We start from the raw sequence: 24174 nt of genomic DNA on the forward strand, positions 1-24174 counted from the left end.
CCGGGAGGCACCACGAAGGGCCAGCATGACCTCCCCCCAGACCCGTGCCGAGCGCCACCGCGCCCAGCACGCCCGCCGCGTCCGCCGCAGACTCCAGCTCGCCGGCGCGTCCACCGCCGCTCTCGCGGTCGTCGCCACCGTCGCCGTCGCGCAGGCGTCGTCGCTCCCGTCGGCCGAGGCCGAGAGCACGACCGCGCAGGCCTCGCCCGCGCTCGACCGCACGGAGCACGCCACGCGTGACCTCCAGCGCACCGCGCTGGGGACGCCCGTGAGCAAGAAGGTCAGCGCGTACCGCTCGACCGAGCTCCCCGCCGGCGCCGTGAAGGTCGTCGCACCCTCCTGGCACGTCAGCACCTCGGCCACCGCCGACAAGGGTGCGACCGTCGCCGACGTCCTCGACTCGGTCGACGTGACCCTCGACGCGAACGACCGCGTGGTGCTCACGCCGCCGACGTCCGCGCGCAAGAAGGTCGGGTTCACCGCGACCGTCACCGTGCAGCGGGTCACCGTCAAGGACGTCACCACGTGGCAGAAGGACGCGGCCGACACCGTCGTGCGCACCGACGCGAACCGGTCGGCGAACGCGTCCGTGAAGCTGTTGCGCAGCGGCAAGGACGGTGTGCGGACGGTCGTGCAGCGCGTCACGACGGTCGACGGCGACGTGACCGCCCGCAAGACCCTCGACGACTCGTCGACCGCGGTCGACGAGATCGTCGTCAAGGGCACGAAGAAGCCGGCGGTCTCGTCGCGGTCCTCCTCGTCCTCCTCGTCCTCCTCCTCGTCGTCCTCGGCCGTCACCGTGACCGCCGGCGGGGCGAAGGGCATCGCGCAGCGCATGGTCGCCGCGCGCGGCTGGGGCTCCGAGCAGTACACGTGCCTCGTGAACCTGTGGAACCGCGAGTCGGGGTGGAACGTCTCGGCGGCCAACCCGTCGTCGGGCGCCTACGGCATCCCGCAGTCCCTCCCGGGCAGCAAGATGGCGTCGGCCGGGGCCGACTGGCGGACGAACGCCGCCACGCAGATCACGTGGGGCCTGGGCTACATCGCGTCGTCGTACGGCACGCCGTGCGGCGCCTGGGCGCACTCCGAGGCGACCGGCTGGTACTGACGGCCGACCCCTCGACGCACGTCGGAGCGCCCCCGTGGACCTCGGTCCGCGGGGGCGCTCCGTGCGTCTCCGCGGCTGTCGTGAGCGTCCGCGGACGTCCTCGGGCGTGTTGGTGACCTCGTGTGTGGAGGCGGTGAAAGGGTGCCCGTGGATATCGTCGGAAATGCACGCGGAATCGGACGTTCCGGGGCCCCCGTCATTTGGGTCGAGGCATTTCGTCGTGGCACGGTGGAGGCACCGAGAACGACCGCCGGATCGGCGGGACGGGACCAGCAGGTCCGCCGCCGGGAGCGGTCCCACGCCAGGGGCCACGGGCGGCGCTGCGCCGACGAGACCGGGTGACCCGCGCCAGCGGGAGCCACGCGTCATCGGTGATCGAGCACCCAGGAGTGCCGCCGTCCGCCGTGCCCGGGTGCCACTACCTCAGGACCCTCATGACTTTCCTCCCTCGCGCCCTCGCGCGCCCCGGACGCCGCATCGCGGGTGTCGCGACCGCCGTCTCGCTCGCCGCGGCGGGCGGTGTCGCCGTCAGCGCCCCCTCCTTCGCCGGCACGACGACCGCAGCGAGCGCCACCACGTCGCCGCACCAGGTCGTGTCCCACACCGTGCGCACCTCGACGTCGCGCAGCCTGCCCTCCGGGGCGAAGGTCCGCCTCGTCGCCGCCGGGTGGAAGAAGAGCTACGTGACGTCGACCAGCTGGTCCGTCGGCGCCGTGCTCTCCGCGCACGGCGTGCACCGGGACTCGAACGATCTCGTGTACATCGGGCCGGCCACCTGGGCCGACCGTCGTGAGGGCGCGGTCGCGCAGATCACGGTCAAGCGGGTCACCGCGACCAAGAAGACGACGCGCAAGCTCGTCCACTACAAGACCGTCACGCGGCACGACGCGCACCGCTACGCCAGCCTGGGCAAGGTCCTCCAGCGCAGCGGCCGCAACGGCGTGCGCACGACCGTCCAGAGCGTGACGCTCGTGGACGGCAAGGTCTCGAAGCGCCGGACCGTCTCGGTGCGCAGCACCGCCCGGGACCGTGTGGTCGTGGTCGGGACGCGCAAGACGCCGCGCAAGGCGACCGTCGCGTACTCGCGCGCCGTGGGCCGTGAGATGGTCCGCCGCAAGGGATGGAGCACGCACCAGTACACGTGCCTCGTCTCGCTGTGGAACCGCGAGTCGGGCTGGCGCGTGTCGGCGCACAACGCCTCGAGCGGCGCGTGGGGCATCCCGCAGGCGCTGCCCGGCAACAAGATGTCGACCAAGGGCACGGACTGGAAGACGAACCCGAAGACGCAGATCTCGTGGGGCCTCGGCTACATCAAGGGCCGCTACGGCAGCCCCTGCGGGGCGCTCGCGCACTCGCACCGGTCGGGCTGGTACTGACCGGCGAGAGGCCGCTGACGAGAAGGGGAACGCGCCGCCCGGCGCGTTCCCTTTTTCGTGCGAGAACGCCGGAAAACACGGGAGAACGTCTTTTCGGGCATCGCCGACAGATTCTGCCGGGGGAGTTTGCGGACGATCACGAATCGGTTACGGTCGTCGAGCGACAGCCGGATCGGCTGGGCGGTACGACGTCCGCAGCACCGCCCCCCGGGGCGGCCGCGGGGCCTCGTGACCTCGTCGGTGCGCACCGCACCGCGGCCCCTCTCTGGGGCCTGACGAGACCGTCCCCCGTGCCCGGACACCACCAGGACAGGACCCGCGTGACCACTCCGACCCTGCCGACGCCGGCCCAGCCCGACGCTCCGCGACCCACCGAGGCCACCCCTCCCGCCGCCACCGCGCCCGCCGGCCCGACGGGGGCGCGCCACCGCCGGTGGCCCTGGATCGCCGCCGGGACCGCGGCCGCCGTGCTCGTCAGCGGGGGCGCGGTCTACGCCGCCCAGCACAAGACCGTCCAGCTCGACCTCGCCGGCTCGACGGACGACGTCTCCACGTTCGCGGGCACCGTCCAGGACCTCCTCGACCAGCAGCACGTGACGCTCGGGGACCACGACGTGGTGTCGCCCGCCCCCGCCACGAAGCTGCGCGAGGGCACCGACGTGGTGGTCCGCTACGGGCACCAGGTGACGATCGACGTCGACGGCGACAAGAGCGTCGTGTGGACGACCGCGCTCGACGCGGACGAGGCGCTCGGGGCGCTCGCGCACCGCGGCGACGACGTGTCCCTCGTGGCGAACCGCTCGCAGTCCGGCGGTCGCACCGCGCTCGGCATCCCGCTGGCCGCGGACGGCCCCGTCACGGTCGTCGCGGACGGCGTCACCCGTCACGTCGCCGACGCCTCCGCGGGCGCGCAGGCCGTGCTGCAGGACCTCGGCATCCAGGTCGGCACGCTCGACCGGGTGACCGTCGAACCCGCGACGGGCGGCGACGGCAGCGTCCACCTGGTCGTCCAGCGCGTCGAGCGCACGACCCGGAAGGTCACGCGGCCGATCGCGTACGGCACCGTCCACCGCACCGACGCGGGCCGGTACGAGGACCTGCCCGCGGTCGTCACGCGCGCCGGCACGAAGGGCGTCTACACGACGACCTACCGCCTGGTCACCGTCGACGGGAAGGTCGAGTCCACGACCGTCGCGTCGAAGGGCGTGACGCGCAAGCCCGTCGCGAAGATCGTCACCACCGGGACCAAGGAGCGCCCGGTCGTCGTGGAGCAGCCCGCGGCGACGTCGTCGTCGTCCTCGTCCTCGTCGTCGTCCACGCGGTCCGGGTCGTCGAGCTCGTCGTCGTCCGGGTCGTCGTCGTCCTCGTCGTCGTCCGGCGGCGGCGCGTCCACCTCGGGCGTCTGGGCTGCGCTCGCGCGGTGCGAGTCCGGGGGCAACCCGAAGGCCGTGAACCCGGCCGGGTACTACGGCCTCTACCAGTTCACGCCGCAGACGTGGCACTCGCTCGGCGGCTCCGGGCTGCCGACCGACGCGTCGGCCGCGGAGCAGACCGCGCTCGCCCAGAAGCTGCAGGCGCGCTCCGGCTGGGGCCAGTGGCCCGCCTGCGCCGCCAAGCTGGGCCTCCTCTGACGCCGGTAGGCTCCGGTGTCATGACGACACCACCGAGCGCCCTGCTGGGACCCGCCGAGATCCGGGACCTGGCGGGGCGTCTCGGCGTCCGCCCCACGAAGACGCTCGGGCAGAACTTCGTGCACGACGGCGGGACGGTCCGCAAGATCGTGCGCACCGCGGGCGTGCGCGAGGGGGAGCGCGTCGTCGAGGTCGGGCCAGGGCTCGGGTCGCTGACGCTCGGCCTGCTCGAGGCGGGCGCGGACGTCGTCGCCGTCGAGATCGACCCGGTGCTCGCGCGCCAGCTCCCCGACACCGTCGCAGGGCGCGGCGACGGCCTGTCCGAGCGCCTCACCGTGGTCCTGCAGGACGCCCTCCGGGTCGAGGAGCTGCCCGGCGAGCCGCCGACCGCGCTCGTCGCCAACCTGCCCTACAACGTGGCCGTGCCCGTGCTCCTGACGTTCCTCGAGCGGTTCGCGTCGCTCGAGCGCGTGCTCGTCATGGTGCAGGCCGAGGTCGCCGACCGCATCGCCGCCCCGCCCGGCAGCCGCACGTACGGCATCCCGTCCGTCAAGGCCGCCTGGTACGCCGAGGCGCACCGCGCCGGGACGGTCGGCCGCAGCGTCTTCTGGCCCGTGCCCAACGTGGACTCCGCGCTCGTGGCCCTCGAACGGCGCGAGCCGCCGACCACGCGCGCCACGCGCGAGCAGGTGTTCGCGGTCGTCGACGCGGCCTTCGCGCAGCGCCGCAAGACGCTGCGCGCCGCCCTGTCACGGCACGCCGGCTCGAGCGCCGCCGCCGAGCGGGCGCTCGTGCGCGCCGGCATCGATCCGCAGGCGCGCGGGGAGACCGTGGACGTCCACGGTTTCGCCCGCATCGCCGAGGCGCTGCTCGACGCCGACGTCCCGACCGACGCCCCGGTCGACGCCCCGGCCGGCACCCCTGCAGGCACGCCCGCCGACGGACAGGACGGGGTCGCGTGAACGCGCACCTGTCCGCGGCGCCCGACCTCGCTGTCACGGTCCGCGCGCCCGGCAAGGTCAACCTGTCGCTCCGCGTCGGCCCGGTGCAGCCCGACGGCTACCACCCGCTCGTCAACATCTTCCAGGCGCTGTCCGTCCACGAGGACGTCACCGCGAGCGCCGCGCCCGTCGGCGCGGGCATCAGCATCCAGGTGCGGGGCCAGCACGCCGAGCGGGTGCCCGTCGACGACACGAACCTCGCCTGGCGGGCTGCCGAGCTCGTGGCGGAGCGGGCAGGGGTCGACCCGGACGTCCGGCTCCGCCTCGACAAGGGCGTGCCCGTCGCGGGCGGCATGGCGGGCGGCTCCGCGGACGCCGCCGCCGCGCTCCTCGCGTGCAGCACCCTGTGGGACGCCGGTCTCGACCGGGACGACCTGCTCGACCTCGGTGGACGGCTCGGGGCGGACGTGCCGTTCGCGCTGCTCGGTCACACGGCCGTCGGTACCGGTCGTGGTGACCTGCTCACCCCGGCCCTCGTGCGGGGCGAGTACTGCTGGGCGCTCGCCGTGAACGACGACGGGCTGTCGACCGCCCGCGTGTTCCGTGCGTTCGACGACCGGGTGGCCGAGCGCGGCGAGGTCCCGCCGGAGCCCGAGCTCGACGACGAGGCGCCCCTCATGCAGGCCCTGCGCGCGGGCGACCCCGCGCGCCTGGGAGAGCTGCTGCACAACGACCTCCAGGAGCCGGCGCTCGCGCTCGCCCCGCACCTGCGGCTCACGATGGAGGTCGCCCGGGACGCGGGCGCGCTCGGCGTCGTCGTCTCCGGGTCGGGCCCGACCGTCGCCGCGCTCGCGCGCAGCCGGCAGCACGCGCTCGCGATCGCCGCGTCGTGGACCGCGTCCGGGACGGCCGACGCCGTGCTCACCGCGACGGGCAACGCCCCGGGGGCACGGGTCGTCTGACCGGGCCCCCGAGGCGTCCTGAGGCTACCGGCGGCCGGACGGCTGGACCAGCACCGCGAACGACCGCGCGGGGACGGTCACGGTGCCCGTGCGGTCGTCCCACGTCGTCTGCCGGACGACCGGGTCCGCGCCCCGCGCCTGGACCGGCGAGAGCGTGAGGCGCGTCCCTGCGAGACCCGCGACGCGCTCGGTCGCCGTCGTCGTGCCGGCGTTGAAGACGACGAGCACGCCGTCGAGCGCACGGTCCGCGTCCTTGCCGCGCGTGTCGTCGATGCGCATCGTGACGACGCCCGGGGTGGACGTCACGGGGAACGTCACCTTCTTCTCGATCTGCGCCGCGCTGCCCAGGCTGAACAGGTCTGTCGACCGCTTGAGGCGGAGGACGTCCTGCGCGACGGCGGTGGACCGCGCGATGTCGGCGGGAGCCGGGTCGAGCGCGGGGTCGGCGAGCAGGGTCTTCATGAGCGGCCACTGGGCACCGTTGTCGGCCTCGGGGGGCAGGCCCTTCGCGAATCCGTTCGTCCGGCCCGACCAGTCGATCGCGTTGAACCAGTCGCCCGAGTCGTAGCTGTTGCCGTCGAGCGACTTGCTGCGCAGCAGGTCCGACCCGGCGAGCCACAGCGACGGGGACTGCGAGAGCGTGGCCGTGGCGAGCGAGAGGTCCTGCATCCGGACCCGGTCCGCCATCGTCGTGCTCTGCGGCAGCTTCGTCGTCAGCGTGTCGAACAGCGACTGGTTGTCGTGCGCGTCGACGTAGCTCACCACCTCGTCGGGCTCGTCCGCGTACCCGGCCGGCTGACCGTCGTAGTCGATCGCAGAGCCCTTCTTGACCGTGCCGTCCGACGTCGTGAACGAGAAGTCCGCGAGGTTGCCCGCGAGCCCCAGCTTCACGAGGTCCTCGTCGTGGCCCAGCCGGGCGGCCTGCGCCGCCGCGTCACCGTTCGACGCGTCGCCGTTCGGTGCGCCCGCGAGGCCCGAGCCGTAGCCCTGCTGCCGGACCGTCGAGGAGTCCACCGGGCTGCCGCCGCGCACCGCGTCACGCAGCCGGTCCGAGAACGTGCCGATGCCCGTGCCGCCGAGCTGGCCCTGCGACGCCTGCGTGAACAGGGCGTCGTCGGCCACCTCGCCGAAGTTCCAGCCCTCCCCGTACAGGTACACGGCCTTGCCGTCGACGCCGTCACGGCGCAGTGTGAGCCGGTCCAGCGCCTTCCGGACGTCCGTCATCGTCTGCACCGAGTGGAAGGCCATGAGGTCGAAGCGGAACCCGTCGACCCTGTACTCCTTCGCCCACAGGACCACCGAGTCGACCATGAGCTTGTTCATCATGGCGTGCTCGGTCGCGGTGTCCGAGCAGCACGTCGCCGTGTAGACGTTCCCGTTCGCGTCGAGGCGCTGGTAGTAGCCCGGCACGACCCGGTCCAGCACGGACCTCGCGTCCTGGCCTGCGGCCGACGTGTGGTTGAAGACCTGGTCGAGCACGACCTGCAGTCCGTCGGCGTGCAGCGCGCCCACCATGGTGCGGAACTCCGTCGTGCGGCTCGCGCCGTCCGGGTGCACCGCGTAGGAGCCTTCCGGCGCCGCGTAGTGCAGCGGGTCGTAGCCCCAGTTGAAGGCGTCGTCCGCGGCCACCGCCGTGACGCACGTCTGCTGCTGGTCGGAGTCCGCCGGGTACGACGCGAGGTCGCAGTCCGGCGACCTCTGCGCCGCGCGGTCCTCCGGGACCGACGAGAAGTCGAACGTCGGCTGCAGGTGGACGGTGTTGAGACCCGCCGCGGCGAGGTCCCGCAGGTGCTTCGTGCCCGCGCTGCTCGTCGCGAACGCGTCGTACGTGCCGCGCAGGGCCGCGGGGACCGTGGTGTCGGTCGCCGAGAAGTCCCGCACGCTCAGCTCGTAGATCGTGCGCTGGGCCGGGTCGTCGATCGTCGGCGACGCCGTCGTGCGCCACTGCTTCGGCGCGAGCGCCGGGTCGTCCAGGTCCACGAGGACCGTGCGCGTCGAGCCCGTCGTCAGCGCGACCGAGTACGGGTCCGTCACCTGGTTGTCCTCGACCGTGCCGGTGCCCGGCACGTAGACGCGCACGTCCCAGAGGTACTCCTTGCCCTGCCACGACGGTGCGCCGTGGACCGTCCACGCACCGTCGGACCGGCGCACCGCCGGCACGCGCCGCGGCTCGCCCGTGGCGCCCGCGTCCCAGAGCAGCAGGTCGACGTCGCGGGCGGTCGGCGCCCAGACGGCGAGGTCGGGCGTCGTGGTGCGGGTGCCGCGCGGGCCGCGCGTCTGGTCGGTCCAGGTCGCGCCGAGCGTGCGCTGCGTGGCGCGCGCCGCATACAGGTCGTCGAGCACGCCCGGCACCTGCACGCCCGTGAACGCCGACAGGGTGCCGTCCGCGGACGCCTGCGAGACCGCGAGCTGGCCCCGGAGCACGCGCTCGACGGTGCTGCGGGACAGCGCGTGGCCGCGTGAATCGACCGGGTGCAGCGCCGTGTACCCGGCGAGGGCGGGGAAGCGCTTCAGCTGCTTCGCGGTGAGCCCGCGCGCATCCCGGACGAGCCCGTACGAGGCACCGTCGTCCGGGAGGCTCACGGCGCCGTCCTGCACGCTGACGCCGCCGGTCGGGGCGGTGTGCAGCGCCCAGGTCTGCTGCGACGGGTCCGTCGCCTCCCCGCCGCCCAGCAGGGCCGCCGGCCAGGCGAGCGTCGTCGCGTCGACCCACTGCGCGCGCTGCTGGCCCGTGCCCGGCAGCGGCGGGTCCGCGACCGTGACGGTCAGGACGTGCGTCGCCGCGTCGTACGCGAACGTCGTCGCCTTGCCCGCCGTGGCGCTGAACGCGATGTTCGCGCCGCCCGGCGCGCCACCCTCGCCGTAGTTCACGTCCCAGCCGAGGCCCTCGGTCGCCTTGACCTCGTAGCTGCCGGTCGGGAGGGCCGTCGTCGTGAAGGTGTAGACGCCGTCGCCGTCCGGGTCCTGGAGCCAGGAGCGCAGGCAGTCCGGCGCCCAGTCGCCCGAGCAGCCCAGCTCGGACTGGAACGACCCGGCCGCCGTGACGATCGGGCCCGACGCCGTCGACTGCGCGTAGTGCGTCGCCGGGTCGTAGAAGAACCCGACCGTGCCGCCCGACGTCGTGTACGAGATGTTGGCGCCACCGGCCGCGCCGCCCGCGCCGTAGTTCTCGTCCCACGTGCCGCCGACCGCGACCTTGTAGTCGTACGAGCCCGCCGGGATCGTGAAGTCGGCCGAGTAGTCGCCGTCCGGGCGCTGCGCGAGCGCGGACGCCGTGCACGACGGGTCCCAGTCGGACGCGCAGCCCATCTCGGTCTGGTGCGACCCCGGGACGGTCACGAGGAGCGCGTCCGCGGACGCCGCCGCCGCGCCCGCCACCGCGGGGAGGACCGGGGAGACGGCGAGGGCCGCACCCGCGAGGACTGCGGTGAGCCGGCGCGTCCGGAGGCCCGCAGCCGTTCGGTCGTCCGACAGTGGCGTGCGGGCTCGGGCTGGCCCGTCGGGGTGCGGGGACGTCCCCGGTGGGGTCAAGGACGGTCGGGCGGGCGACATCGGCTCTCCTTCGAGTCGGCTGCAAGTTGCACGTCATTGCGCAAGACTTCTGCAACCCTAGGAGCGTCACCCGGCCACGGCAACCCCCGGATCAGCCCCCGACCTGCTCCGAGAGGTCCAGCCACCGCTCCTCGAGCGAGGCCACCTCCTCCTCGAGATCACGCAGCGCGCCCGTCTGCTCGCCCAGCCACACGAAGTCCGACTGGTCGTGCTCCGCCATCGACACGTGCAGCCCGTCGATGTCCTTCTGCAGCCGCGTCAGGCGCCGGTCGATCGACTCGATCTCCTTGCGCGCCGCATGGAGCGCGGCCCCCGACAGCGCGGGCGTGGACGGGCGGGCCGGGGTCCCCGCGTGCGGGTCTACCATCCGCTCGCTCGTACCTCGGTCGCTCCCGCCAGACCCGCCACGACCCGCACGCGAGGACCCCGGACCGCCCTCGACGTCCCCGCCACCGACACCCTCCGCCCCCGTGCGCACCGGGTCGGCGGCGCGCAGGCGGAGGTACTCGTCCACGCCGCCCGGCAGGTGGCGGAACCGTCCGCCGAAGATGGCGTACTGCTGGTCGGTGACGCGCTCGAGCAGGTAGCGGTCGTGCGACACCACGATGAGGGTGCCCGGCCACGAGTCGAGGAGGTCCTCGATCGCGGTGAGCATGTCGGTGTCCATGTCGTTCGTCGGCTCGTCGAGGACGAGGACGTTCGGCTCGTCGAGCAGGATCAGCAGCAGCTGCAGGCGGCGGCGCTGGCCGCCCGAGAGGTCCTGGACGGGCGTCTGGAGCTGCGCGCTCGTGAACCCGAGACGCTCGAGGAGCTGCCCCGGTGTGAGGTCGCGGGCGCTCGACCCCGTACCGACCTGGTACGTCGTCCGCTTGCGGCCCACGACGTCGGACACGCGCTCGCGGCCCACGTCCTTCAGCTCGGCGAGCTCCTGCGTGAGCGTCGCGACGTTGACGGTCTTGCCGCGCTTGACCCGCCCGGACGTCGGGTCGAGCGCACCCGTGACCAGGCCCAGCAGCGTCGACTTGCCCGCGCCGTTCACGCCGAGGATGCCCGTCCGCTCGCCCGGCGCGATGCGCCACGTCACGTCGCGCAGGACCTCGCGGTCCGGCGTGGGGGAACCGTCCGCGGCCGGCGGCCCGGGGTACGAGACCGACACGTCGACGATGTCGACGACGTCCTTGCCGAGGCGGCTCGTCGCCAGGCGCGTCAGCTCGACCGCGTCGCGGATCGGGGGGACGTCCTCGATGAGCTGGTTCGCCGCGTCGATCCGGAACCGCGGCTTCGACGTGCGCGCCGGTGCGCCGCGGCGCAGCCACGCGAGCTCCTTGCGCATGAGGTTCTGACGCTTCTGCTCGACCACCGCGGCCTGCCGGTCGCGCTCGACGCGCTGCAGCACGTACGCCGCGTACCCGCCCTCGAACGGCTCCACGATCTGGTCGTGCACCTCCCACGTCGCGGTGCACACCTCGTCGAGGAACCAGCGGTCGTGCGTCACCACGAGCAGGCCACCCTGGTTCGACGACCAGCGACGCTTGAGGTGCTCCGCCAGCCACGTCACGCCCTCGACGTCCAGGTGGTTGGTCGGCTCGTCGAGGATCAGGACGTCCCAGTCGCCCACGAGCAGGTTCGCCAGGCCCACGCGACGACGCTGCCCACCGGACAGGTCACCGACCCGCCCCTCCCAGGGGAGGTCCGCGACGAGCCCCGTCACGACGTCGCGCATGCGGGCGTCCGACGCCCACTCGTGCTCCTCGCGGTCGCCGACGACGGCGTGGCGGACCGTCAGGTCGGGGTCGATCTCGCCCGACTGGTCGAGCATCCCGACGTGCACGTCCCGCCGGACCGTCACCCGGCCCGCGTCCGGCTCGGCGCGTCCGCCCAGCAGGTTGAGGAGGGTCGACTTGCCGTCACCGTTGCGTCCGACGATGCCGATCCGGTCGCCGTCCTCGACGCCCACGGTCACGGCGTCCAGGACGACCTTGGTCGGAAACTCGACGTGGAGGGACTCGCCCCCGAGTAGATGCGCCACCCCAGAAGGGTAGTCGCGACGTCGCGCCCGCCCGGCCGACCGTGCACCGACCGCCCTGCTGCAGCCCCCGCCCGCTGGTGGCGCGCGCCCCGCGTCGCCCCGCTTGCGCCCGTCGCGCTCGCACCCGTCCCGCGCACGCCCGTGCGCGGTGTGTTCGTGACGCACACCGCCGGAGCCGCCACGCGGTCGCGCCGCGTTCGTGACGTGGAGCACCCGAGCTGCGGCGCGGTCGGCGTCCGTGGGAGGTCTTCGGGCGAGATGGCGCGGTCCCCACGCCGGCTGCGGGGGCGCTCGCCGGCTGCTGTGGTGCGTGGCGTCACGAACGCGCCGGGACGGGGAGCGTCGCCATGCGGGCCACCGCTGTGCGGTCGGGTGCGGCGAGAGCGGCCCGCACGGCCCGGGGCACGATCGTCGGGTCGCCCATGACGTCCTCGAACGTGAAGCGCAGGACCACGAACCCCCGTGCGACGAGCTCGCGGTCGCGCCGCCGGTCCTCGCGGTACTCACCGCGACGGGAGTGGTACTCGAAGCCGTCGCACTCGACGATCACGTGCTCGACCTGCAGGTCCACCTCGCCCACGCCGACGTGGACGACGTGCGGCACCGGCGCGAAGCCGGCGTCGACCAGCGCGAGACGCGCGCGCGTCTCGAGGCCCGAGTCCACGCGTCCGTCCGCCAGGGCGAGCGCGGTCCACGCCGCACGGGGTGCGTTGGGCGCCAGGCACCGCGCGACGTCGGCCTTCGTCACGAGGTCGTCCTTCAGGGCGAGGTCGACCGCCTCGACGGCCTGGTCGCGCGGGCGGCACACGAGTGCCCGCGCGAGTGCGTGGGCGAGGGGTTGCACCGGGGCGAGCTGGTCGGGCGCCTGTGCGAGCAGGTGGGTGCGGTGGCGTCGGACGACGGCGAGCTCCGCCCGAGGCCAGCGGCTGCAGCTCTTGTCCAGGGGGACGGCGAGGTGCGTCTCTCGTGGCGCGTCGATGAGCTCGATCCCGTGGATCGCGACCGCGGTCACGCAGTCGACGTGGCCTCCGAACCGTGCCGCGGTGACGACGGCGGCGTGCGTCCCGGGCAGTGTGTACGTCGCGCGGGCCGCCCGGACGACGAGCCCGGCGCGGACGAGGTTGCGCAGCGTGTTCCGCTCGGCGTCGTCGCGGACCAGGTCGCGGTGCGCCGCCGCCCCGCCGAGGTCCCGGAGGCGGGCGAGGACGGTCGAGCTCAGCAGCGTCTGGAGAGTGGGCCGGCGGGGTGGCATCGCACCGTTGTGCCACGGGAGCGTCGTCCGCCGCCGCGCCCCGACGACCCGTTGGGGATGACCCCAGCGCGCGGGGGGTCTGTGCACGGGCGTCGGACGTCGTCTCGCCGGGGGTCTGCGCCAGGAGTCCTGCCCGCGCTCTCGTGGCGATCGTGTCCCGGGACCCTCTCCCGCGACCCCTCGTGGGAGCGCGCGGCGCCGACGTGAATGCTCGGGCCCGCCGCGGTGACCGGCGCGTTCGTGACGCGGAGCACCAGAGCTCTGCCGTGTCGAGGGCCGTTCGTGACGTCACGCAACACGACCCCCTCCGGCAGTCCCCGCAACACGGATCGCGCAGGAAGGCCGATCAGGAGGTGTCCGGACGACTCCGCGCCCACCCCCGGCTGAGGGCTGTGGTGCGTGGCGTCACGAACGCGAAGGGCGGGCGGTGGGTCGCGGGAGGGCTGTGGTGCGTGGCGTCACGAACGCGAAGGGCGGGCGGCGCCTTCGTGAGCGCGCGTCATGCCGGCGCCGGGACCACCGCGGGCTCGGGGGCGCGCTCGAGCCGCACGACGACGGCCTTCGACACGGGAGTATTCGACGTCTCCGCGACGGCGTCGAGCGGGACGAGCACGTTCGCCTCGGGGAAGTACGTGGCGGCGCACCCCCGCGCGCTCGGGTACGCGACGACGCGCAGCCCGGGCAGCACGCGGTCGACGCCGTCGGTGTGCTCGCCGTGCAGGTCGACGCGGTCGCCGTCGGCGAGCCCGAGGTCGGCGAGGTCGTCGGGGTTGACGAACACGACAGCACGCCCGTGCTTGATGCCGCGGTACCGGTCGTTCGGCGCGTAGACGGTGGTGTTGAACTGGTCGTGGGCGCGCACGGTCTGCAGGAGCAGGCGTCCGGCCGGCAGGTCGATGGCTTCGAGCGCGTTCACGGTGAGGTGCGCCTTGCCGTCGGACGTCGGGAAGGTGCGCGAGTCGCGCGGGCCGTGGGGCAGGACGAACCCGCTCTCGCGGCGGATCTTCGCGTTGTAGTCCTCGCACCCGGGCACGACGGCCGCGATGTGGTCGCGGATCGTGTCGTAGTCGCGCTCGAACGCGGCCCAGTCGACCGGACCGTCGCCCTGCGGCCGGCGTCCGAGCACCTCGCGGGCGAGCCGCGACACGATCGCCACCTCGGAGAGCAGGTTCGGTCCGACGGGCTCGACGGCGCCGCGCGAGGCGTGCACGGCGCACACGGAGTCCTCGACGGACACGAACTGCTCGCCGGACCCCTGCCGGTCGATCTCGGTGCGGCCGAGGCACGGCAGGATCAGGGCGGCGTCGCCGGTGACGGCGTGGGACCGGTTGAGCTTGGTCGAGACCTGGACTGTCAGCGCGGCGCGGGAGACCGCGGCCTCGGCGGCGGTGGTGTCGGAGATCGCGCCGACGAGGTTCCCGCCGAGCGCGAACAGCACCTTGGCCCGCCCGTCGGCGAGCGCGCGGATCGAGTCGACGGCGTCGAGCCCGTGGTGCCGCGGGACGGTGATGCCGAACTCGGCGTCGAGCGCGTCGAGGAAGCTCGCGGGCATCTGCTCCCAGATGCCCATGGTGCGGTCGCCCTGGACGTTGGAGTGCCCGCGGATGGGGGACGCCCCGGCCCCGGGCTTGCCGATGTTCCCGCGCAGCAGGAGGAGGTTGATGACCTCCTTGATGGTGGGGACGGCCTTCTTGTGCTGGGTGAGCCCCATGGCCCAGGTGATGATGACGCGGTCGGCGGCGAGGTACCGGTCCGCCAGCTCGTCGATCTCCTCGGTGCGTAGCCCCGTGGCGCGCAGGACCTCGTCCTCGTCGAGTGCGGCGAGGTGTGCGCGCAGGGCGTCGAGCCCCGTGGTGTGCTCGGCGAGGAACGCGTGGTCGAGGACGGTGCCGGGGGCGGCGTCCTCCGCGTCGAGCACCCGCTTCGAGACGGCTTGGAGGAGCGCCATGTCGCCGCCGAGGCGCACCTGGAGGAACTGGTCGGCGAGCTGGGTACCGCGTCCGAGGATCCCGCGAGGGCGCTGCGGGTTCTTGTACCGCAGGAGCCCGGCCTCGGGGAGCGGGTTGACGGCGACGATCTGCGCACCCTTGCCCTTGGCGTCCTCGAGCGCCGTGAGCATGCGGGGGTGGTTGGTGCCGGGGTTCTGCCCCATGATCACGATGAGGTCGGCCTGCTCGAAGTCGTCGTACAGGACGGTGGACTTGCCGACGCCGATGGTGTCGCCCATCGCGGCGCCGGTGGACTCGTGGCACATGTTGGAGCAGTCGGGCAGGTTGTTGGTCCCGAAGGCGCGGACGAAGAGCTGGTAGGCGAACGCCGCCTCGTTGGACGCCCGGCCGGAGGTGTAGAAGACGGCCTGGTCGGGGGTGTCGAGCGCGGTGAGGTGGTCGGCGACGATCGAGAACGCCTGCTCCCACGTGACGGGCGTGTACAGATCGGACCCCGGTGCTTTGTACACGGGGTCGACGAGCCGTCCCTGCTGGCCGAGCCAGTGCTCGGTGCGCCCGCGCAGCGACGACACGGGGTTGTCGCGCCAGAACGCCGGGTGGATCGTCAGCGGCGTGGCCTCCCAGTTGACAGCCTTCGCGCCGTTCTCGCAGAACTCGGCGGCCTTGCGGCGGTCCGGGTCGGGCCAGGCGCAGCTCATGCAGTCGAACCCGTGCTGGTGGTTCATGCGCAGCAGCAGCTTGGCCGACCGGGCGACGCCCATGCCGTGCAGCGACGGGTCGAGCGCGTGCAGGATGCCGGGCACGCCGGCGGCCCACTGCCGCGGCGGACGCACCTCGGGGTCCGGCCCCTCCTCGGGGGCTCCCGCCGCGCGCGGGACGCCCGGCTCGGACGTGCCCTGCGGCGTGGGGTGCGTGTTCGTGCTCATGCGGCGGCTCCGGTGCGGGGGGTGCGCTCCGGGGGAGCGGCGGACGACGGGTCGGGCGGGTTGTCGTGCACGTGCACGCGCGCGTCGGCGCCGTCGTGCGACGGGTCGCCGGCGTCGTCGAGGACGCGCTGCTCGCCCGCGTACACCACCATCGACCCACCGCGCAGGAAGCCGACGAGCGTGACCCCGACGTCCTCGGCGAGCTCGACCGCGAGCGACGACGGCGCCGACACCGCGGCCAGCACGGGGATCCCGGCGGTGTACGCCTTCTGCGTCAGCTCGAAGCTCGCCCGCCCGGACACCATGAGGACCGTGCCGCGCAGCGGCAGCCGACCTGACGTCAGGGCCCAGCCGACCACCTTGTCGACGGCGTTGTGGCGGCCGACGTCCTCACGCACGACGAGCAGCTCGCCCGTCGCCGCGTCGAACAGGCCGGCGGCGTGCAGCCCGCCCGTCTTCTCGAAGACCGCCTGGGTGGCGCGCAGCCGGTCCGGGAACGTCACGAGCAGGTCGGGTGCCACGCGGACGTCGTCGTCCCGGACCTCGAACGCCGACCGGGTGCGGACCGCGTCGATGCTCGTCCGGCCGCACAGACCGCACGCCGACGTCGTCAGGACGTTGCGCTCGAGGCTCGCGGACGGCCCCGGCACACCGGCGGCCAGCCGGACGTCCACGACGTTGTACATGTTCGGCTCGCCCGGTGTACCGGCGCACACCTGTGCCGTCGCGACGTCGGCAGCGCCGCCCACGACGCCCTCCGCCACGAGGTAACCCGTCGCGAGCTCGATGTCGTGCCCCGGCGTGCGCATCGTGACGGCGAGCCGGCGCCCGCCCACCCGGATCTCGAGCGGCTCCTCCGCCGCGAGGACGTCCTCGCGGCGCGACACGGACACCCCGTCCGGGGGATCGGTCCGCACCCTGACAACACGTCGACGAACGGTCACACGACTCATGACACCCAGGCCTAGCACCCCCGGTCGGCCGAGGCAACGACGAGCCGCCCTCCCGCACTGCGAGGGACGGCCCTCGGTGCCTATGGTCGAAGGACCGGAGCAGGGGACGAGGCAGCGCCTGGGCGAACCCCGGGCGCGTGGTCAAGGAGGATCACATGGCAGAGAAGAACCGCGCGGTCGCGTACAAGTCGGCCGGCACGGTCGAGGTCATCGACATCGACTACCCCACGTTCGAGCTCAAGGACGGCCCCGGCGTCAACCCCGCGAACGTCGGACGCAAGGTCCCCCACGGCGCGATCGTCAAGACCGTCGCGACCAACATCTGCGGCTCCGACCAGCACATGGTCCGCGGACGCACCACGGCACCGCCGGACCTCGTCCTCGGTCACGAGATCACCGGGGAGGTCGTCGAGGTCGGACCCGACGTCGAGTTCGTCAAGGTCGGCGACCTCGTGTCCGTGCCGTTCAACATTGCCTGCGGGCGCTGCAAGAACTGCAAGGAGCGCAAGACCGGCATCTGCCTCAACGTCAACCCCGACCGGCCCGGCAGCGCCTACGGGTACGTCGACATGGGTGGCTGGGTCGGTGGGCAGGCCAACTACGTCCTCGTCCCCTACGCGGACTTCAACGCCCTCGTGTTCCCCGACAAGGACCGCGCGATGGAGAAGATCCTCGACCTCGCCATGCTCTCCGACATCTTCCCGACGGGGTTCCACGGCGCCGTCACCGCAGGCGTCGGCGTCGGGTCCACCGTGTACGTCGCCGGAGCCGGACCCGTCGGGCTCGCCGCCGCGACCGGCGCCCAGCTGCTCGGCGCGGCCGTCGTCATCGTCGGCGACATGAACGCCGACCGGCTCGCACAGGCCCGCTCGTTCGGGTGCGAGACCGTCGACCTCACGAAGGGCGCCCCCGAGGACCAGATCGAACAGATCCTCGGCGTCCCCGAGGTCGACTGCGGCGTCGACGCCGTCGGCTTCGAGGCCAAGGGACACGGATCCGACTCCGACCACGAAGCACCCGCGACGGTCCTCAACTCCCTCATGGACATCACTGCCGCCGGCGGCGCGCTCGGCATCCCCGGCCTCTACGTCACCGGCGACCCCGGCGGCATCGACGAGGCCGCCCAGAAGGGTTCGCTGTCCCTCAGCCTCGGCACCGGGTGGGCCAAGTCGCTGTCGTTCACGACCGGGCAGTGTCCCGTCATGAAGTACAACTACGGGCTCATGCAGGCGATCCTGCACGACCGCGTCCACATCGCGAAGAACGTCAACGCGACCGCCATCGGGATCGAGGACGCACCGCGCGGGTACGCCGAGTTCGACTCCGGGGCAGCGCAGAAGTTCGTGATCGACGCGAACGGGTACCTGGGGTCGTAGGTCGGTGTCGTCCGGTCGTCGCCGGGCGTCGGGGCGTCGGCTTGGGGCGCGGGTGGGGAGGTCGCCCGGTCTCCGTCCGGCCCCTCGTGCCTCGGGGCCTCCCGCCAGACCCGCCACGACCGGGCGACACACCTCCCCACTCCCGTCCGTGAGCGTCCGCGTACGTGCCTCGCGCGTCGCGGGCGGGCGGGCTCGGGGCGTCACGGTTCGTGACGCCAGCCACCACAGCGACCTCTTCTCGGGGTCGGTGACGGCGGCCCGGTGGTCGGGGCCGGCGTGATTCCGCGCGGGGCACTCACCGGGACGGTCGACGCGTCCTCGTCGGCGGCGGACGCGGCGAGAGGCTGTGGTGCTCCGCGTCACGAAGCAAGCCGTCAGGTCAGGCCGCGGTGGGGCGGCGGGTGGCGGTCGCGGTCAATCCGCACGCTGTCATGACGCTCAAGGAGCCGAGGACGACGAGCAGCGGAGTCGTCCAGCTGTCCGAGGCGGTGTGGACCGCGCCCACGACGGACGGTGCGGTCGCGGCGACGACGTACCCGAGGGTCTGGACGGTCGTCGACATGGTCCGGGCCTCGTGGTGGTCGGCGGTGCGGGTCGCGACGAGCGAGAAGATGACGGTGAAGTTCCCGCCCTGCGCGACGCCGGCGAGCGACACCCACACCACCCACGCGGACGGCGCGACGAGCAGCCCGACGGGCAGGGTGAGCCAGAACGCGCAGAGCACCGTGAGCACCGCGGTCGTGGGGACGCGTCGGCGTAGTGCGGCGGGCACGGCGAGCGCACCGACGATGCCGAAGGCCTGGAACAGCGCGGCGGCGACGCCGGAGCCGCCGCCCGAGAGGTGCACGGACTCCTCGAGGATCGAGGGGAGCCACGCCGTCACGCCGTAGTAGCCGAAGGACTGCCCGGCGAACGTGCCGACGAGCAGCCAGGTCAGCGGTCGGCGCAGCACGGACCGTTCGTCGGCGGCAGCGCCCGCGTGGCCGCCCGCCGACTTCCGGACGACGTCGGGGCGCTCGCCCAGCCGTCGGACGGCGGCCCGCCACGGGAACCACGCGACGGGGACGAACACGGCCCAGACGACGAGCGCCCACCGCCACCCGACGAGCCCGGCGATCGGTGCGGTCAGGGCGGTCGTGGCGACGGACCCGAGGTTGAGCGCCGCGGTGTAGAGGCCGGTGACGCGGGCCGCCGACCCGGGGAAGTCACGGGCGATGACGACCGGCACGGAGATGTTCCCGGCGGCGATCGCGACGCCGATGACGATGGTCCCGGCGACGGCGCTGGGGAAGCCGCCGACGGACCGCACGAGGGTGCCGACGAGCACGGTGACGAGCGCGCCGGACATGACGGTCTCGACTCCGAGCCGCCGGACCAGCGTCGACGCGAGGGGCGACGCGACCGCGAAGCACAGGACGGGCAGACCGGTGAGGAGGCCGACCTGGGCGGCGGTCAGCCCGAGGGCCGACTCGACGTCGCGGACGACGGGCGCGAGCGCCGTGATGGGGCTGCGGAGGTTGAGGGCGTACAGGAGGATCGCGACGAGCAGCAGCCCGCCCGCTCCACCCGCCGCTGCTGCGCGGGGTCGGGAGGGGGTGGTCACCGTGCCATCTTCTCCCGAGCGGAGGAGTGCGGCGGACCGGAGCGCGGGACGCGGGACCCCGGGTCGGGTCAGGCGTCGAAGGGGGCGACGAGCGTGCGCAGCAGGTCGGCGAGCGCGGGGCGGTCGGCGGTGGGCAGCACGTCGAGGAGGCGGTGCTCGACGGCGAGCAGGTCGGTGAGCGCGCCGTCGACGGTGCGCAGCCCGTCGCCGGTGAGCTCGACGAGGATGCCGCGGCGGTCGTCGGGCGACCGGTGGCGTTCGACGAGGCCGCGCTGTTCGAGCCGGTCGATGCGGTTGGTCATGGTGCCGCTGGTCACGAGGGTCTGCTGGACGAGCGCGCCGGGGGAGAGACGGTAGGGCTCACCGGCGCGGCGGAGCGCGGACAGGACGTCGAACTCCCAGGTCTCGAGGTCCCAGGACGCGAAGGCGCTGCGGCGGGCGAGGTCGAGGTGGCGGGCGAGGCGGGAGACGCGGGACAGGACGGTGAGCGGCTCGACGTCGAGGTCGGGTCGGACGCGCTGCCAGGCCTCGACGATGCGGTCGACCTCGTCGGGCCGCGTCGGGGTCTCGGGGCTGTCCATGCGCCGACTCTAGTCCTCTTGACGTCAAGACTCTTGATGCCTCGCCGCCCCTCGAGGACAGCTGACGCTCAGGCCGCGCGGAGCGCGTCCCGCACGCGCACCTTCGCGCCGGTGCGCAGGACGGCGTTGGAGTAGATCCGTGCGGCGAGCCACACCAGCGCGGGGACCAGCACGAGCGACAAGCCCAGTGAGACGAGCACCTGCCACGTGTCGACGGTGCCGAGGGCGACCCGGATCGGCATGACGAGCGGTGCGCAGAACGGGATGTAGCTGAGCGCCACGACGATGGGGTTGTCGGGGTCCCACGGGGCGATCGAGATGCCGACGACGTAGGGGATCACCATGAACAGGATCATGGGCCCGACGACGGACCCGACGTCCTCCTGGCGCGAGACGAGGGATGCGAGCGCGGCGACCGCGAACGCGTACATGACGAACCCGACGACGAAGAACACGAGGGACCACAGCGCGCTCGCGCCGAGGTCGATGTCGCTCGTGTCGACCAGCCCGAACGCGCTGGCGCTCGCGACCCCGCCGACGACCACGACGGCGACCTGCACGAGCCCGACGACGCCGATGCCGAGGACCTTGCCGACCATGAGCTGCCAGGGTCGGATGGTGGCGAGGAGCAGCTCGACGACGCGGCTCGACTTCTCCTCGACGACGCCCTGCGCGACCATCTGCGCGCACGTCTGGAGCGTGAGGAACAGCAGGATCCCGGCGACGTACCCGGCGACGACCTGCGCGCCGTCGCGGGCGGGCTCGGGGTTGAGGGCGTGCACGTCGAGGGTCGCGCCGGCGACTTCTTGCGAGACCTGTGCGGGGTCGCCGCCGAGGCGGGTGACGGCGTCGGCGAGCGCGGTCTGCTGCCGCAGCCCGGTGAGCACGGTGGTGGCCTGGGCGTCGAGGTCCTTCTCGACGACGACGGTGAACGCGGGCAGGTCGCCGGTGAGCGCGGCGTCGAGGGAGCCGTCCTCCACGCCCGCGGTCGCGGCGGCGTCGTCGGCGACCTGACGGGTGCTGACGTCCAGCCCGGCGGCCTCCGCGGTGGCCTCGAGGGGTGCAGCGAGCGACGCGGTCTGCGGCGTGAGGCCCACGACCTGCGCGGACGACGAACCCTGCGCGAGGTGCAGGACGAGCCCTCCCGCGACGACCGCGGCGAGCAGGAGCGCGGTGGTGATGAGGTAGGCGCGGGACCGGAGGCGTGTGGTGATCTCGCGCCCGGCGACGAGGGCGACGGGCCCGTTCATGCGGCCGCCCCCGTCCCGCCGGCCGCGTGGTCGGACGCGTCGCCCTCGTCGCCGGGCTCGTCGTCCGCACCCGTGGCCGCGACGACGTCGCGGTACAGGTCGACGAGCGAGGGCCGCACGCGGGTGAACTCCCGCACGGGCCCGGCGTCGAGCGCTGCGCGCAGGACAGCCTGCTCGGCACCGTCGGCCGCGTCGGGCGCGAGCTCGAGCACGGTCCGCGGGCCGTCCGTCGACACGACCGTGACGCCGGGCAGCGCGAGCGCCCAGCCCGGCGCCCGCTCACCGTCGCCGTCCGCACCCCCGGTTCCGCCGCCCTCGTCGACGCCGCCTCCGCCGCCGGACGGTGGCCCGTCGACGAGCCACCGCTGGGTGGGCGTGGTGCGCAGGTCGTCGATGGTCCCGACCGCGACCGTCGTCCCGTCGCGGATGATGCCGACGCGGTCGCAGAGCCGCTCGACGAGCTCGAGCTGGTGGGACGAGAAGATCACCGGCACGCCCGCCTCGGCACGCTCGCGCAGCACGCCGGACATGACGTCCACGGCGACGGGGTCGAGCCCGGAGAACGGCTCGTCGAGCACGAGGATCTCGGGGTGGGTGACGAGGGCGGCGGCGAGCTGGACGCGCTGCTGGTTGCCGAGGGACAGCTTCTGCACCTCGTCGTCGCGGCGCGCGGCCACGCCGAGGAGCTCGGTCCAGTGCTCGGTCGCGGCGCGCGCCTCCGACGTGCTCATGCCGTGCAGGCGCGCGAGGTAGACGAGCTGTTCGCCGACCTTCATCTTGGGGTAGAGCCCGCGCTCCTCGGGCATGTAGCCGATGCGCCGCCGGACGTCGAGGTCGACGGGGCGTCCGTCCCACCGGACCTCGCCGGCGTCGGCGGCGAGCACGCCGAGCGTGATGCGCATGGTGGTGGTCTTGCCGGCGCCGTTGGAGCCGACGAACCCGAAGATCTCCCCGCCGTGCACGTCGAACGTCATGTCGCGCAGCGCGCGCACGGAGCCGTAGGACTTGTCGAGGTGGTCGATCTCGAGAGTGGGCACGTCCGACATCTCAGCACGAACCACCGACGCCGTCGACCCTCCGGGGGTTCCCCGGCGGGTCGACGGCGGGTCGACGGCGGCAGGACGGTGCCGGGAGCGGGTCAGCGGGTCGCGATCCTCCGGCGCACGACGAGCAGGACGGCGCCTGCTGCGACGAGCACCGCGCCGACACCGAGCGGGGCGAGCGACGCGCCGGTCTCGGCGAGCCCGCCGGACGAGCCGCCGTCGGAACCCTCGCCCGTGCCGGGGGTGCCGGTGCCGGCGGACGCCGTCGGCACGACGAGCGGCAGATCGGTGTCCGTGGACGTGGGCGTGACGGGTGCGGTCGTGGTGGACGACCCGGTCGGGGTCGGGGTCACCGTGGGCGTGACGGGCGGCGTGGGCGTCACGGTCGGCGAGTCGGTCGGGGTCGCGGGCGTGGTGGTCGAGTCGGTCGGGGACGGTGCGGGCCGGCAGTCGGCGGCGGAGAGATACGTGTGGATCTCGCCGCCCGCGGTGACGAGCGCCTTCGCGACGACCTGGCCCTCGACGGGGCTGTTCGCGTCCAGGGTGAGGTCGACGTCGGGGGCGAGGACCGACCCGGTGACGAGGTCGCCCGTCACGACGGCGGAGCGTGCGCCCGTGAGGTTCCAGGTGACGTACGGGGCCCACGGGTTCGGGTGGTCCGCGTCGGGCTGGCCGGGCATGGCCTCGCCGCGCAGGGGCGGGATGCGGACGGACAGGTCGTCGGGACCGGTGACGTCGACGACGAAGGGCGTGTCGGCGCTCGGGGTCGTGCCGGCGAACTGCAGGCTGGTGGAGGCGTCGAGGTCGGCGGCGGAGACCCGCAGCACGTTGACGACGCCCGGGGTGAGCGTGACGACACCGCGGTCGCCGTCGGCGGCGAGGGTGGCGGTGCCGGCCGCGGTGTCGGTGCCCGTGCCGTCCTGCAGCGCGCGTCCCTGTGCGAGGAGCGCGGGGAAGAGGTCGGTGACGACGGACGCGGCGCCCGGGTCGGTGACGGCATGGTCGCCGTCGAGGGTCTGGCCGGCCGCTGGGTCGACGTCGATCCACGGCGCGGGGTCCTGGCCGCGGTCGGTGACGTACAGCCGGTCGAGGTCGGACCGCGCGGCGAGGGAGAGGCCGGTCGTGTCGCCCATCTTGACCGCGCCGACGTGGTCGTCGGCGCCGGTGACGTCGTCGCGCGACGTGACTTTCAGGGTGCCCGTCGAGCTCTGGACGAGCGTGCCGCCGACGAGCAGCCGCGTGGGGTCGCCGTCGACGACGGGCAGGTCGTAGCCCGGGGGCGTCAGGCCGGACGTGTGGATGAGGGCGTGCGCACCGGACAGCGTGAGGTCGCCGCCGACGCCGATCGAGCCCTCGGTCTCGGCGTTGCCGAACGTCATGTCGTCCTGCACGAGGACGGTGAAGCCGCCGGTGTCGAGGACGGGGCACACGGTGGTCGCGGCGCCCGCGGACGAGGCCACGGCGCCGATCACGAGCGGGACGACGAGCGCTGCCCCCGCTGTGGGGAGCAGCACGCGGACGACGGACGGGAAGGAACGCACGGAGGCCCCATTCTGGAGTTGTCGGCGACGGGCGGCACGACCGGGTGCCGGGCGCACCATATCCGCCGGGCCTGGCGGTTCGCGGACAACCGTCCGGGTGA

The 24174-nt window shown here is 73.7% G+C and carries 16 protein-coding genes; 6 read left to right on the top strand and 10 right to left on the bottom strand.

Features of this window, described 5'->3' with window-relative positions:
• Positions 1-25 precede the first annotated feature (25 nt).
• The 5 genes from CLV34_RS07710 (at position 26) to CLV34_RS07730 (ending at position 6018) form a co-directional block, all read left to right on the top strand.
• Complete coding sequence (locus CLV34_RS07710; RefSeq protein ID WP_100349657.1) at positions 26-1108, top strand: aggregation-promoting factor C-terminal-like domain-containing protein; 1083 nt, start codon at positions 26-28, stop codon at positions 1106-1108.
• Between the two features lie 434 nt (positions 1109-1542).
• A complete protein-coding gene (locus CLV34_RS07715) occupies positions 1543-2484 on the top strand; it encodes an aggregation-promoting factor C-terminal-like domain-containing protein (protein ID WP_100349658.1) in 942 nt (313 codons plus the stop codon).
• A gap of 320 nt (positions 2485-2804) precedes the next feature.
• Positions 2805-4115, top strand: coding sequence for a resuscitation-promoting factor (locus CLV34_RS17200; protein WP_170044615.1), 1311 nt, complete (start codon positions 2805-2807; stop codon positions 4113-4115).
• A gap of 20 nt (positions 4116-4135) precedes the next feature.
• Entirely contained in the window at positions 4136-5077 is a 942-nt protein-coding gene (gene rsmA / locus CLV34_RS07725) for a 16S rRNA (adenine(1518)-N(6)/adenine(1519)-N(6))-dimethyltransferase RsmA (RefSeq protein ID WP_100349659.1), read from the top strand.
• The gene (locus tag CLV34_RS07730) at positions 5074-6018 is read left to right on the top strand and encodes a 4-(cytidine 5'-diphospho)-2-C-methyl-D-erythritol kinase (protein ID WP_100349660.1); all 945 of its coding nucleotides are present in this window, start codon (positions 5074-5076) and stop codon (positions 6016-6018) included. The genes rsmA and CLV34_RS07730 overlap by 4 nt, the downstream gene beginning before the upstream one ends.
• A gap of 24 nt (positions 6019-6042) precedes the next feature.
• On the opposite strand, the gene pulA is transcribed toward CLV34_RS07730, so the two are convergent.
• The 5 genes from pulA to fdhD all read right to left on the bottom strand — a co-directional run bounded on the left by pulA (position 6043) and on the right by fdhD (position 16679).
• Complete coding sequence (pulA, locus tag CLV34_RS07735; RefSeq protein ID WP_100349661.1) at positions 6043-9570, bottom strand: pullulanase-type alpha-1,6-glucosidase; 3528 nt, start codon at positions 9568-9570, stop codon at positions 6043-6045.
• Positions 9571-9661: 91 nt separating this feature from the next.
• Positions 9662-11599, bottom strand: a complete 1938-nt coding sequence (locus CLV34_RS07740) for an ABC-F family ATP-binding cassette domain-containing protein (RefSeq protein WP_100349662.1) — start codon at positions 11597-11599, stop codon at positions 9662-9664.
• Positions 11600-11915: 316 nt separating this feature from the next.
• Entirely contained in the window at positions 11916-12851 is a 936-nt protein-coding gene (locus tag CLV34_RS07745; RefSeq protein ID WP_100349663.1) for a DUF559 domain-containing protein, read from the bottom strand.
• A gap of 499 nt (positions 12852-13350) precedes the next feature.
• Positions 13351-15726: an FdhF/YdeP family oxidoreductase gene (locus CLV34_RS07750; protein WP_100349664.1), complete on the bottom strand. Its 2376-nt coding sequence runs from the start codon at positions 15724-15726 to the stop codon at positions 13351-13353.
• Positions 15723-16679 (bottom strand): formate dehydrogenase accessory sulfurtransferase FdhD, encoded by a 957-nt coding sequence (gene fdhD, locus CLV34_RS07755; RefSeq protein ID WP_100349665.1) that lies wholly within the window; start codon positions 16677-16679, stop codon positions 15723-15725. The genes CLV34_RS07750 and fdhD overlap by 4 nt, the downstream gene beginning before the upstream one ends.
• A gap of 155 nt (positions 16680-16834) precedes the next feature.
• On the opposite strand from fdhD, the gene fdhA reads away from it, so the two are divergent.
• The gene (gene fdhA, locus CLV34_RS07760; protein ID WP_100349666.1) at positions 16835-18055 is read left to right on the top strand and encodes a formaldehyde dehydrogenase, glutathione-independent; all 1221 of its coding nucleotides are present in this window, start codon (positions 16835-16837) and stop codon (positions 18053-18055) included.
• A 379-nt stretch (positions 18056-18434) separates the two neighbouring features.
• Here fdhA and CLV34_RS07765 read toward each other — a convergent pair whose 3' ends face one another.
• From CLV34_RS07765 to CLV34_RS07785, 5 genes are all read right to left on the bottom strand, one after another.
• A complete protein-coding gene (locus tag CLV34_RS07765) occupies positions 18435-19658 on the bottom strand; it encodes an MFS transporter (RefSeq protein WP_100349667.1) in 1224 nt (407 codons plus the stop codon).
• Between the two features lie 68 nt (positions 19659-19726).
• Positions 19727-20239: a MarR family winged helix-turn-helix transcriptional regulator gene (locus CLV34_RS07770; protein ID WP_100349668.1), complete on the bottom strand. Its 513-nt coding sequence runs from the start codon at positions 20237-20239 to the stop codon at positions 19727-19729.
• 68 nt (positions 20240-20307) lie between these two features.
• Complete coding sequence (locus CLV34_RS07775) at positions 20308-21489, bottom strand: ABC transporter permease (RefSeq protein ID WP_100349669.1); 1182 nt, start codon at positions 21487-21489, stop codon at positions 20308-20310.
• Positions 21486-22526 (bottom strand): ABC transporter ATP-binding protein, encoded by a 1041-nt coding sequence (locus tag CLV34_RS07780; RefSeq protein WP_211289373.1) that lies wholly within the window; start codon positions 22524-22526, stop codon positions 21486-21488. Before CLV34_RS07780 ends, CLV34_RS07775 begins: the two co-directional genes overlap by 4 nt.
• A 101-nt stretch (positions 22527-22627) precedes the next feature.
• The gene (locus tag CLV34_RS07785) at positions 22628-24073 is read right to left on the bottom strand and encodes a collagen-binding domain-containing protein (RefSeq protein ID WP_157803748.1); all 1446 of its coding nucleotides are present in this window, start codon (positions 24071-24073) and stop codon (positions 22628-22630) included.
• Positions 24074-24174: the final 101 nt, after the last annotated feature.

The organism is Luteimicrobium subarcticum (assembly GCF_002798015.1).
Classification (GTDB): domain Bacteria; phylum Actinomycetota; class Actinomycetes; order Actinomycetales; family Cellulomonadaceae; genus Luteimicrobium; species Luteimicrobium subarcticum.